The 12,108-nt window shown below is 39.3% G+C and carries 15 protein-coding genes and 1 pseudogene; 11 read left to right on the top strand and 5 right to left on the bottom strand.

Annotation, left to right across the window (positions count from 1 at the left end):
- Nucleotides 1–7 precede the first annotated feature (7 nt).
- Nucleotides 8–835: a bis(5'-nucleosyl)-tetraphosphatase (symmetrical) ApaH gene (apaH, locus tag K6J66_RS02395; protein WP_038439453.1), complete on the bottom strand. Its 828-nt coding sequence runs from the start codon at nt 833–835 to the stop codon at nt 8–10.
- Nucleotides 836–953: 118 nt separating this feature from the next.
- Between apaH and K6J66_RS02400 the strand changes: the two are divergent.
- Nucleotides 954–1,846: pseudogene (locus K6J66_RS02400) on the top strand (glycosyltransferase family 25 protein).
- Between the two features lie 38 nt (nt 1,847–1,884).
- Here the strand turns inward: K6J66_RS02400 and rsmA are convergent.
- Both rsmA and K6J66_RS02410 read right to left on the bottom strand, forming a co-directional pair.
- Nucleotides 1,885–2,748 (bottom strand): 16S rRNA (adenine(1518)-N(6)/adenine(1519)-N(6))-dimethyltransferase RsmA, encoded by an 864-nt coding sequence (gene rsmA, locus K6J66_RS02405; RefSeq protein ID WP_038439450.1) that lies wholly within the window; start codon nt 2,746–2,748, stop codon nt 1,885–1,887.
- Between the two features lie 83 nt (nt 2,749–2,831).
- Nucleotides 2,832–3,905 carry a glycosyltransferase gene (locus K6J66_RS02410; RefSeq protein ID WP_238144208.1) on the bottom strand — a complete coding sequence of 358 codons (1,074 nt, stop codon included), beginning with the start codon at nt 3,903–3,905 and terminating at the stop codon, nt 2,832–2,834.
- 210 nt (nt 3,906–4,115) lie between these two features.
- Here K6J66_RS02410 and infA point away from each other — a divergent pair, with 210 nt between their 5' ends.
- From infA to rplI, 5 genes are all read left to right on the top strand, one after another.
- The gene (infA, locus tag K6J66_RS02415; protein ID WP_005627617.1) at nt 4,116–4,334 is read left to right on the top strand and encodes a translation initiation factor IF-1; all 219 of its coding nucleotides are present in this window, start codon (nt 4,116–4,118) and stop codon (nt 4,332–4,334) included.
- A 198-nt stretch (nt 4,335–4,532) separates the two neighbouring features.
- Entirely contained in the window at nt 4,533–4,910 is a 378-nt protein-coding gene (gene rpsF / locus K6J66_RS02420; RefSeq protein WP_005627620.1) for a 30S ribosomal protein S6, read from the top strand.
- Nucleotides 4,897–5,223 (top strand): primosomal replication protein N, encoded by a 327-nt coding sequence (gene priB / locus K6J66_RS02425; RefSeq protein WP_005639404.1) that lies wholly within the window; start codon nt 4,897–4,899, stop codon nt 5,221–5,223. The genes rpsF and priB overlap by 14 nt, the downstream gene beginning before the upstream one ends.
- Nucleotides 5,224–5,235: 12 nt before the next feature.
- A complete protein-coding gene (gene rpsR, locus K6J66_RS02430; protein ID WP_005598105.1) occupies nt 5,236–5,463 on the top strand; it encodes a 30S ribosomal protein S18 in 228 nt (75 codons plus the stop codon).
- A 16-nt stretch (nt 5,464–5,479) separates the two neighbouring features.
- A complete protein-coding gene (rplI, locus tag K6J66_RS02435; RefSeq protein WP_005649511.1) occupies nt 5,480–5,929 on the top strand; it encodes a 50S ribosomal protein L9 in 450 nt (149 codons plus the stop codon).
- A gap of 174 nt (nt 5,930–6,103) precedes the next feature.
- On the opposite strand, the gene groL is transcribed toward rplI, so the two are convergent.
- Complete coding sequence (groL, locus tag K6J66_RS02440) at nt 6,104–7,750, bottom strand: chaperonin GroEL (protein ID WP_038439447.1); 1,647 nt, start codon at nt 7,748–7,750, stop codon at nt 6,104–6,106.
- A 22-nt stretch (nt 7,751–7,772) separates the two neighbouring features.
- Nucleotides 7,773–8,063 (bottom strand): co-chaperone GroES, encoded by a 291-nt coding sequence (locus K6J66_RS02445; protein WP_005629492.1) that lies wholly within the window; start codon nt 8,061–8,063, stop codon nt 7,773–7,775.
- 162 nt (nt 8,064–8,225) lie between these two features.
- Here K6J66_RS02445 and ureA point away from each other — a divergent pair, with 162 nt between their 5' ends.
- The 5 genes from ureA to K6J66_RS02470 all read left to right on the top strand — a co-directional run bounded on the left by ureA (nt 8,226) and on the right by K6J66_RS02470 (nt 12,017).
- On the top strand, nt 8,226–8,528 hold the full coding sequence (gene ureA / locus K6J66_RS02450) for an urease subunit gamma (protein ID WP_038439446.1): 303 nt from the start codon (nt 8,226–8,228) through the stop codon (nt 8,526–8,528).
- Nucleotides 8,529–8,604: 76 nt separating this feature from the next.
- Nucleotides 8,605–8,910, top strand: a complete 306-nt coding sequence (gene ureB / locus K6J66_RS02455; RefSeq protein ID WP_038439445.1) for an urease subunit beta — start codon at nt 8,605–8,607, stop codon at nt 8,908–8,910.
- Between the two features lie 11 nt (nt 8,911–8,921).
- On the top strand, nt 8,922–10,640 hold the full coding sequence (gene ureC / locus K6J66_RS02460) for an urease subunit alpha (protein ID WP_038439444.1): 1,719 nt from the start codon (nt 8,922–8,924) through the stop codon (nt 10,638–10,640).
- A 127-nt stretch (nt 10,641–10,767) separates the two neighbouring features.
- Nucleotides 10,768–11,325 carry an urease accessory protein UreE gene (ureE, locus tag K6J66_RS02465; protein WP_005651929.1) on the top strand — a complete coding sequence of 186 codons (558 nt, stop codon included), beginning with the start codon at nt 10,768–10,770 and terminating at the stop codon, nt 11,323–11,325.
- Nucleotides 11,310–12,017: an urease accessory protein UreF gene (locus K6J66_RS02470; RefSeq protein WP_038439443.1), complete on the top strand. Its 708-nt coding sequence runs from the start codon at nt 11,310–11,312 to the stop codon at nt 12,015–12,017. The genes ureE and K6J66_RS02470 overlap by 16 nt, the downstream gene beginning before the upstream one ends.
- The last annotated feature ends 91 nt before the right edge of the window (nt 12,018–12,108 follow it).

Here is a 12,108-nt window from a genome sequence, read left to right on the forward strand (position 1 = left end):
TGTTTCCTTAAAAATCACTGTAATTTTTGACCGCACTTTGAGTGAAGAACTGCTTGTCTTCCCAATGCAGCAGGGTCATTCGATTATTCCACACACAACCCGTATCTAAGGCATAAATACCTTTTGGAGTAGGCTCATCGACTAAACTTGCCCAATGCCCAAAGACAATGGGAATCTGTTTATAAAGTGGATTATCTAAATTAAACCAAGGCGTGAGCTCCGCTGGCGCATCTTTTAAAGGGGATTTACAGGCAAAATCAAAGCGATGATCCAAATAGCAAAAACGCATTCGAGTGAAAGCATTAATAATGTAGCGATGACGTGCTAAGCCCTGTAAATCTGGCGACCAGCGATCAGGCTGTTCAGAATACATATTTTCAATAAGATAATGAAAATCGCCGTGCTGTAAAATTTGTTCAACTTCAGCCGCACAAGATTTCGCAGTTTTCAAATCCCAATCTGGGGAAATGCCTGCGTGTGACATCAGGAAGTTTAACTTTTCATTATGCACAAGTAATGGCTGATGGCGTAACCAATGAATCAACTCATCAAAATCGGGCGCATTAAAAATGGCATCAACACGATCACGCGATTTCACTTTTTTAATGTCCAGTGCAGTCGCAATTAAATGTAAATCGTGATTCCCTAGTACGGTTTGCGCTGCATTACCAAGTGATTTTACAAAACGAAGACATTCAAGTGATTTATCCCCACGTGCCACAAGATCCCCCACAAGATAAAGTTTATCTTGCGTAGGATTGAAATCTACACGTTCTAATAAAAGCTGTAATTCATCATAACAGCCTTGCAAATCACCGACGAAATAGGTTGCCATTTTTGACCGCTCTTTTATAAATAAATTTTGAAAATTTTAACACAGACTTTTATTGTTGATTTATTCTTTTTGTATAGTAGAATGCGAAAAATTTAGTTATTTCCATTTTTATTTAAATATGAGTGCTATTGAAAATATTGTCATTAGTATGGAAAATGCAACTGAACGTCGCAAACATATTACTAAGCAATTTGAATCAAAAAAACTTTCATTTAGTTTCTTTAATGCGTACACTTATCAATCAATCAATCAATCAATCAATCAATCAATCAATCAATCAATCAATCAATCAATCAATCAATCAATCAATCAAACTCCATATTACATAATATAGAGGAATCTAGAATACTTACTAAAGGAGAAAAAGGCTGTTTAATTAGCCATTTCTTATTATGGAATAAGTGTGTGAATGAAAATTTAGAATATCTCAAAATTTTTGAAGATGATGTAATTCTTGGCGAGAATGCGGAAGTATTTTTGAACCAAAATGAATGGTTAAAAACACGTTTTGATTTTAATGATATTTTTATTATTCGTTTAGAAACTTTTTTACGGCCAGTTAAACTTGAGAAACAAACTAAAATTCCACCTTTTAATTCTAGGAACTTTGATATTTTAAAATCAACTCACTGGGGGACGGCAGGTTATATTATTTCTCAAGGTGCGGCTAAATATGTAATTGAATATTTAAAGAATATTCCTTCTGATGAAATTGTTGCAGTTGATCAACTTATTTTTAATAAATTAGTTGATGTTGATAATTATATTGTCTATCAACTGAATCCAGCAATTTGTATTCAAGAACTCCAAGCGAATCAAAGTAAAAGTGTATTAACAAGCGGATTGGAAAAAGAACGACAAAAACGTCCAAAAATCCGTAAGAAAAAGACATTGAAACAGCGTTTAACTCGGATAAAAGAAAATATTATACGAGCTTTAAATAGAAAAAAATGGAAAGAACAACAACGTATTAAAGAAATGCAAGGTAAAGAAATTGTTCGTTTTATGTAGAGAGCCAAGGTGTAACAAGGGTTACACCTTTATTATTTTTATTCTTCTGAATCTAAGATTTCATCTTTATTGACATCTGCTGGTGGATTATCCGCTAACCAGTTCGCTAAACGTGCATAATCTGCGATAGCCAAATTTTCTGCACGTGCATTTAAATCAATACCAAGTGCGGTCAGATTTTCAGGTGAAAATAGAGTTGAGAGTGCATTGCGTAATGTTTTTCGACGTTGATTGAACGCTTGGGAGCAAACAAGGTTCAACCAATATAAATCTTTTACAGGGTGCGGTAATTCCTTATGCGGAATTAAACGCACAACGGCTGAATCTACTTTCGGTGCAGGTTTGAATGCCGAAGGTGGTACTTCAAGCACAGGCATCACTTGGCAGAAATATTGCGCCATAATCGTTAAACGACCGTAGGCTTTGCTATTTGGTGCGGCACATAGGCGTTTTACCACTTCTTTTTGCAGCATAAAGTGCATATCTTGAATCACATCATGATATTTAAACAAGTGGAACATCAATGGCGTAGAAATGTTGTAAGGCAAGTTACCAAACACACGCAATTTTTGCCCTTTTTCTGCCAAATTTTCTTTTGTATAAAGCTCACCAAAATCAAATTGCATCGCATCCGTTTCAATAACGGTGAGCTTTTGATGTAAAAATGGATGGTGACGTAAACGTTCTGCAAGGTCTCGGTCAAGCTCTACCACAGTCAGATGATCGACAAGTTCACCAACAGGCTCTGTTAATGCACCAAGTCCCGGACCAATTTCCACTAAGAATTGATTGGGTTGTGGGTAAATCGCCGCCACGATACCTTGAATGACAGAAGTATTATGTAAAAAGTTTTGACCAAAGCGTTTACGCGCCGTATGGCCTAAGTGTTTTTTTGAATTCATAAGTACTATTTAATAAGAAAAGTGCGGTTATTATAGAGCCTGTATTTCTTTTGTAAATTTTAGTGTAACAGTCATGGGCAATATCATTTAGCGATGAGTTCCAGTATTGCTTTAATATGATGACTCAAACTTGGATTATAACGAATACAGTCCATTGGATTGAGAATACGGTGTTGCTGTTCAGATGCTTGTTTTACTGATTTTTGAATTGCATCATCTAAAGTACTTATGTTTTCTCTAGAAAATGTATAGCCAAATTCGTTTTGTAATACTTCTAGGCATCCCATGTTTTCAGAAAAAATAACTGGCGTACCAGATAATATAGATTCTAGCCCAACCAGCCCAAATGGCTCATATTGAGATGCCATAATGGTGAAATCTACCGCTTGATATAATTCAGGCATATTTTTGCAAAACCCAAGTGAAGAGATTTTAGGACTTTCTTCTACAGGCGTTCCTGCTACCACTAAGCGAATGGGTAACTGGGTGTTTTCAAAATATTGTTTTAAAATATCAAAGCCTTTTCGCGTATGTCCTGTTGAAGGGAATAGGTAAATAATCTCGTCTTTTTTAAAACCTAATTTTTCTCTGAGTTGCTCTCTTCTATATTCATCGATTTGTGTGAATTTATCTGTATTAATGGGGGGATAAATCACATCAATTTTGTTTTCAGAGATATGATATAACTCAACGAGTTCTTTTTTCATCAATGCAGAATGAGCGATGACATATTTGGACTGATTTAAGGATTTTTGTTCACCCATGATTTTAAATCGATCTGATATGCTTGGCTTTTTCTTTGATGCTTGTAGATATCCTTTATGATTACCACCACAAATAACCACGTCAGATAGGGTATAAGAGGTGGTAAGTGAGACTTCTGATGTTTCTTTATATTTATTTGAAAAATAGGAAAGAAACGAGGTTCTCCATTTTTTAGGAACAAAAGAAAGATTAATCTTAATTGGATTAATTAGATTATATTCTGATAATGTCGTATCAAATTTGGCAGAGTAAATTTTAGGTGTAATGTTAGCCTGAGATAATCCATTAACAATATCAATAAGATATCGTTCCATACCTCCACCGTATTGAAATTTTTGACAGGTTAATGAAATATTTGGGTGATTATTATTACTTAGTAATGTTTTATTCATTTGTATCTACCTAGTAATGGGGTTATTTATGTTGATTATAGGGGGTGTTTTGATTTTGTAAATCATTTTTCAGTTATGTCGAATTGAGTTTTTTATGAACAATATTATTTTTTCTTTCGCAGAAAGCTAAAAACGGCTATAATCCGCCCGTTTTTCTTAACTTTTCCGCCTAAAGTGCGGATAAAAAATCGATTATTTTTAGAGGATACAATGGCGAAAGAAGATTGCATTGAGATGCAAGGCACAATTTTAGAGACTTTACCGAATACTATGTTCCGCGTGGAGTTGGAAAACGGTCACGTGGTTACTGCGCATATTTCTGGAAAAATGCGTAAAAACTATATCCGTATTTTGACTGGGGATAAAGTGACTGTAGAAATGACCCCTTATGATTTAAGTAAAGGTCGTATTATTTTCCGTAGTCGTTAATTACAGAAGATTTGAGATAGGCCGATATTGTTATAATATCGGTCTTCTTTTTTGCTCAAAAAGAACTCAAATTGGTTGCGGAACGTAAAAAAATCAGTATAATCCGCAACCCTTAGCCACATTGAATTTTTCGTTCCTTGCCTTTGCAGATTGGTGGCTGATCTACGTCAAAGGCTGATTAACCCGTAAGGAGCAGTAATGCGTCACTACGAAATCGTGTTTATGGTTCATCCGGACCAAAGCGAGCAAGTACCAGGTATGATCGAACGTTACACCGGTTCTGTAAAAGAAGCTGGTGGTCAAGTTCATCGCCTAGAAGATTGGGGTCGTCGCCAATTAGCGTACCCAATTAATAAATTACACAAAGCACATTATGTGCTTATGAATGTAGAAGCGCCTCAACAAGTCATCGACGAGCTAGAAACGACTTTCCGTTATAACGATGCTGTATTACGCAGTCTTGTTATCCATACTAAGCACGCCGTAACAGAAGCGTCCCCAATGAAAGCGGCTAAAGAAGAACGTAAACCTTTAGCTGAAGTTGAAAACAACGATTTTGAGGATGCTGAAGAGTAATTTGAAAATTGATAATCGTTTTTCGGTTATGGGAGTCGTTTCTCAGTTACCAAAGCGATTAAAAAGCCCTAGTGGAATTGAGCATTGCAAGTTTTTGTTAGAACATCGTTCTGATCAGATTGAAAGTGGTTTCACACGTCAAGCTTGGTTAAAAATGCCAGTTCAAATTAGTGGTAATCAATTGATAGAAAAAACTCAAAGCATTACGGTCGGTAGTAAAATTTTGGTGGTGGGATTTATTACATCACATAAAACCCAAAGTGGGTTATGCCAATTAGTTTTACATGCCGAGCAAATCGAATTTATAGATTAGGAGACTAGCCAAATGGCACGTTATTTCCGTCGTCGTAAGTTCTGCCGTTTCACAGCGGAAAATGTTGTTGAAATCGATTACAAAGATATCGCTACATTAAAGAACTATATTTCAGAAAGCGGCAAAATTGTACCTAGCCGTATTACCGGTACTCGTGCGAAGTACCAACGTCAATTAGCTCGTGCAATCAAACGCGCTCGCTATTTAGCGTTACTTCCATACACTGACAATCATCAGTAATTAAGGAGATACGGTAATGCAAGTAATTCTTTTAGATAAAATTGTTCACTTAGGTCAAGTGGGCGATCAAGTAAATGTTAAATCAGGTTTTGCACGTAACTTCTTAATCCCACAAGGTAAAGCAGTTATGGCAACTAAAGCTAACATTGAACACTTTGAAGCACGTCGTGCAGAATTAGAAGCGACAGCGGCAGCAAATCTTGCAGCAGCTCAAGCTCGTGCAGCAGAAGTTACTGCATTAGGTTCTGTGACTATCGCATCTAAAGCAGGTGATGAAGGTCGTTTATTCGGCGCAATCACTACTCGTGATGTGGCAGAAGCAGTAACTGCAGCAGGCGTTAAAATTGCGAAAAGTGAAGTTCGTTTACCAAACGGTCCAATCCGTACTCTTGGTGACCACGATGTTCGTTTCCAACTTCACGGTGAAGTATTTGCAGCATTAGATGTAATCGTTGTTGCAGAATAATTTATCCAATAGATAAAATAAAACCCAGTTTAAAACTGGGTTTTTTTTATTTTTATCATATATAAATTTAGAATAGGGTAATAAAAAATATCCCTTATTTTAGTAGATTTGAGCCCTAAGTCATATAGAGCTCAAATTTTCTGTTGGGATAGATTTTTTACTCGTATAAGCGAATTACATCATTCCGCCCATTCCACCCATACCGCCCATTCCAGCAGCACCTAAATCGGCTTTATCATCTTTTGGAAGATCAGTTACCATACATTCAGTGGTAATCATTAAGCCTGCTACAGAAGCTGCGAATTGCAATGCAGAACGAGTGACTTTAGTTGGATCTAAGATACCCATTTCGATCATATCGCCGTACAGTTCTGTTCCTGCATTATAACCAAAGTTTCCTTCGCCATTTTTAACCGCACTTGCCACAACTGAAGCTTCTTCACCTGCGTTAGTGACGATTTGACGTAAAGGTGCTTCCATCGCACGTAATGCAAGTTTGATACCCACATTTTGTTCTTCGTTGTCACCTTTTAGGCTTGCTGCAACTTTCGCTGCTGCGCGAACTAATGCAACGCCACCACCAGCAACGATACCTTCTTCAACCGCTGCACGAGTTGCATGTAATGCATCATCTACACGATCTTTTTTCTCTTTCATTTCAACTTCAGTTGCTGCGCCCACTTTGATTACTGCCACACCGCCTGCTAATTTAGCCACGCGTTCTTGGAGTTTTTCTTTGTCGTAGTCAGAAGTTGATTCTTCGATTTGCTGACGAATTTGAGCCACACGACCTTTGATTTGTGCTTCATCGCCGATACCATCAATAATGGTTGTGTTATCTTTATTGATAACAACACGTTTTGCTTGACCTAAATCTTCCAATGTTGCTTTTTCAAGCTCCATACCAATTTCTTCAGAAATCACAGTACCCGCTGTTAAAATTGCAATATCTTGTAACATCGCTTTACGACGATCACCAAAACCTGGTGCTTTCACTGCTGCAACTTTCACGATACCGCGCATAGTGTTTACCACTAAGGTTGCAAGCGCTTCGCCTTCCACATCTTCAGCGATGATTAATAACGGTTTACCTGCTTTCGCAACGCCTTCTAACACGGGAAGTAATTCACGAATGTTAGAGATTTTTTTATCTACAAGAAGAAGATATGGATTATCTAATTCAACCGTTGCAGTTTCTGGTTTGTTGATGAAATATGGAGAAAGGTAACCACGGTCGAATTGCATGCCTTCAACCACATCTAATTCATCTTCAAGACCCGTACCATCTTCAACAGTAATTACCCCTTCCTTGCCCACTTTTTCCATTGCTTGTGAGATTAATTGACCCACAATGCTGTCAGAGTTTGCAGAAATGGTACCTACTTGTTCAATTTCTTTTGCTGTTTCACAAGGTTTAGATAAATTTTTAAGTTCAGAAACAACCGCACTTACTGCTTTATCAATACCACGTTTTAAATCCATTGGATTCATACCTGCAGCTACTGCTTTCAAGCCTTCATTTACGATAGCTTGCGCAAGTACAGTTGCAGTAGTTGTACCGTCACCTGCAGCATCATTTGCTTTAGATGCCACTTCTTTCACCATTTGTGCCCCCATGTTCTCGAATTTATCTTCTAATTCGATTTCACGAGCAACAGACACACCGTCTTTAGTGATAGTTGGTGCGCCAAATGATTTATCTAAAATTACATTACGACCTTTCGGGCCAAGGGTTACTTTTACTGCATCCGCTAATACATTCACGCCTTTAAGCATTTTTACGCGTGCGTCATTACCAAATTTTACGTCTTTTGCTGCCATTTTCTTTCCCCTTATTTAATAATTATTCTACAATTGCTAAGATGTCGTTTTCAGAAATGATTAACACTTCTTCACCATCGATTTTTTCGCTTTTCACGCCGTAACCGTCGTTGAAAATTACGGTATCGCCAACTTTAACATCTAAAGGTTGAACGGTGCCATTTTCTAAAATACGACCTTTACCCACAGCTAATACTTTCGCACGGGTTGATTTGGTCGCGGCTGAACCGGTTAATACGATACCGCCAGCTGAACGGGTTTCGACTTCTTCACGTTTAATAATTACACGATCGTGTAAAGGACGAATATTCATGATTAATTTCCTTCTTAAGAATTTGTAAGTGCGGTTTCTATATAAGGAGGATTTTTTTTCTTTCAAGGGGCTTACAAAAAATTCTGACAAAATATTTTTCCTATTTTAGATTTTTTACGTAAAATTCGCTGACTTTCGTATAATAAATTAAGGAATGAAAATATGCACTTAACTTCCAGAGAACAAGAAAAGCTGATGCTTTTCCTCGCGGGTGAACTTGCGGCAAAACGCAAAGCCCGCGGCGTTAAATTAAACTATCCAGAAACTATTGCTTATATTGCTAGTCATTTACAAGAGGCAGCAAGAGAAGGAATGAGTGTAGCGGAAGTCATGCAATATGGCTCAACACTTTTAACCGTTGATGATGTCATGGAAGGTGTGGCAGAAATGGTTCATGAAGTCCAGATTGAAGCTACTTTCCCAGATGGTACAAAACTTGTTACCGTGCATAATCCAATCAGATAACCGTAGGGTGGGCTTTAGCCCACCAAAATAAAAATATCAATGGTGGGCTAAAGCCCACCCTACAAGGAACAAGGATATGATCCCAGGCGAATACCAATTAGCCGAAGGCGATATTCTCGCTAATGTCGGCAGAAAAACCGTAAAAATCGAAGTAACAAATTCAGGCGACCGCCCAATTCAAGTTGGCTCGCATTACCATTTTTTTGAAACCAATAATGCCCTTAAATTTGACCGCACTTTGGCGCGTGGAATGCGCTTAAATGTTCCATCTGGCAATGCGGTGCGTTTCGAACCAGGCGAAGCCAAAACGGTTGAGTTAGTAGCTTTTGGTGGTAACCAAATCATTTATGGTTTCCATAATCAAATTGATGGCAAATTATAAGGTAGGGCAAGATGGCATTAACAATTTCAAGAGCTCAATACGTAGCAACTTATGGCCCAACCGTTGGTGATAAAGTCCGTTTAGGCGATACCAATTTATGGGCAACCATTGAACAAGATTTATTGACCAAAGGTGATGAGTGTAAATTTGGTGGCGGTAAAAGCGTGCGTGATGGTATGGCTCAAAGCGGTACGGCAACTCGCGACAATCCGAATGTATTGGATTTTGTGATTACCAACGTGATGATCATTGATGCTAAATTAGGCATTATCAAAGCAGATATTGGTATTCGTGATGGGCGTATTGTGGGCATTGGACAAGCAGGTAACCCTGACACCATGGATAACGTCACACCAAACATGATTATCGGTGCAAGCACGGAAGTCCATAATGGTGCACATTTAATTGCAACCGCTGGTGGTATCGATACCCACATTCACTTTATTTGTCCACAACAAGCACAACATGCAATTGAAAGTGGCGTTACCACGTTAATTGGTGGCGGAACTGGCCCTGCTGATGGTACGCACGCAACCACTTGTACCCCTGGCGCATGGTATATGGAACGTATGTTTCAAGCGGCAGAAGCCTTGCCTGTAAACGTCGGATTTTTTGGTAAAGGCAACTGTTCAAGCCTAGATCCTCTGCGTGAGCAAATTGAAGCGGGTGCATTAGGTTTAAAAATCCACGAAGACTGGGGCGCAACGCCTGCCGTGATTGATTCTGCATTAAAAGTAGCAGATGAAATGGATATTCAGGTTGCTATTCACACGGATACCTTAAATGAAAGTGGCTTCTTAGAAGATACCATGAAAGCGATTGATGGACGTGTCATTCACACTTTCCATACGGAGGGTGCAGGTGGCGGACATGCGCCTGACATCATTAAAGCAGCGATGTATCCAAACGTATTGCCCGCTTCAACTAACCCGACTCGTCCGTTTACCAGAAACACCATTGATGAACATTTGGATATGTTGATGGTTTGCCATCACTTAGATAAACGCGTGCCAGAAGACGTAGCTTTTGCCGATAGCCGTATCCGCCCTGAAACCATTGCAGCGGAAGATATTTTGCATGATATGGGCGTCTTCTCCATTATGAGTTCAGACTCTCAAGCGATGGGACGTATTGGCGAAGTCGTTATTCGTACATGGCAAACTGCAGATAAGATGAAAATGCAACGTGGTGAGCTAGGTAATGAAGGAAACGATAACTTCCGTATTAAACGCTATATCTCGAAATACACCATCAACCCAGCAATTGCACATGGTATTGCGGAGCATATTGGCTCGTTAGAAGTGGGTAAAATCGCAGATATCGTGTTATGGAAACCGATGTTCTTTGGCGTAAAACCTGAAGTCGTCATTAAAAAAGGCTTTATTAGTTACGCGAAAATGGGCGACCCAAATGCCTCAATTCCAACGCCGCAACCTGTATTCTACCGTCCAATGTACGGTGCACAAGGTTTGGCGACAGCACAAACAGCGGTATTTTTTGTTTCACAAGCCGCTGAAAAAGCCGATATTCGTGCGAAATTTGGTTTACACAAAGAAACCATTGCCGTAAAAGGCTGCCGCAGCGTAGGTAAAAAAGATCTGGTTCATAATGATGTAACACCAAACATTACTGTTGATGCTGAACGTTATGAAGTTCGAGTGGACGGAGAGTTAATTACCTGTGAACCAGTGGATAGCGTACCATTGGGTCAGCGATATTTCCTATTCTAAAGGACTGTTTTCATAGACGAATTAGTGTAAAAGGGCGTGTACGATACGCACCTTACTTGATAAATAAGAAATCATTGTAGCTGTAGTTTTTCTTTCGAAGAGAAGAAAGTGGATTTATAGAGGAAAGATGAAAATAATTAACCCAATTCTCCCTATTATAGAAAATATCTTGGGAAATTTAACCGCACTTCAAGCAGAGGGCAAAATTACCACACAGCCCATTGAACGAATAGCATTGCAGTGGTATGAAAGCGAACGGAATATTTTGCGTAAAACTACAAATACGGGGCGTGAAGTAGCATTTCGTTTGCTCAAAGAGGGGCAACGCTTGAAACACGATGATGTAGTTTTTATTAGCGATGAATTAGTGATTGCGATTGAAATTTTACCGAGTGACGTGATTGTGCTGTCGCCCAAAACCTTGCCTGAAATGGCTCGAGCTTGTTATGAAATCGGCAACAAACATTCGCCGCTTTTTTTAGATGGCGATGAAGTAACATTACCTTACGATAAGCCGATGTTTGAATGGCTGCAAGCTGCGGGATTTCATCCGCAAAAAGCAGAACGCCGTTTAAGCCAAGCGTTAAGAGCAAATTCTGCACAAGGGCATGGACATTCTCATAGCCATTCGCATGATCATCATGGCTATCATCATCACGGAGATGGACATTGGCACAAACATTAAACCGCTCTTTAACGGATTTAGGTGCGTTGTTGCACTTGGTCGATCCAACTTTACCGATTGGTGGATTTAACCATTCCAATGGCTTGGAAACCTTCGTCCAGCAAGGCGTTGTTTCGACTAAAGCAACACTCGAAGAATATGTGCAAACCCAGCTTTTACAAAACTGGATTTACAACGACGGGGCGTATCTTTCCCTTGCCTTCGATGCAATGTGTGAGGGGAATTTTGACCGCTTGTGTGAACTGGATTGGCAACTTTCCGCCACCAAAGTGGCACGTGAAAGCCGTGAAGGGAGTTTCAAACTCGGCGTACGATTGTTGAAAATTTTTATTCGCTATGAAACACATACGTTGCTCACAGCTTACCAGCAAGCGATTGCAGAAAAACGCGTTCAGGGCTATTTCCCAATAGTGTTTGCAATGGTTGCTCAAGCCATGGGCTTAACCAAAGCCGACACGCTCTATGCGTTCTACTATAACGCAGCGGTTGGTGTAATCACTAACGGTGTGAAGCTAATTCCTCTCAGCCAAATGGATGGGCAAGATATTCTGTTTGACTTGCGTGGCTCACTCGTACAAGCGGTGGAATTAAGCCTTGACCCCGACGAAGAATGGCTTGGTGCGGCAACGCTGGCGAATGATATTCGGGCTATGCAACACGAAGTGCTTTATACGCGACTTTATATGTCGTAAGTGCGGTTATTTTTTATTGAGATTTTACTTGTAGGGGCAAATCACATTTGCCCTTGAACATTCGTTGATATATTGGGGCAAATGTAACTTG

The organism is Haemophilus influenzae (assembly GCF_019703545.1).
In the GTDB taxonomy this organism is placed as follows: Bacteria; Pseudomonadota; Gammaproteobacteria; order Enterobacterales; family Pasteurellaceae; genus Haemophilus; species Haemophilus influenzae_E.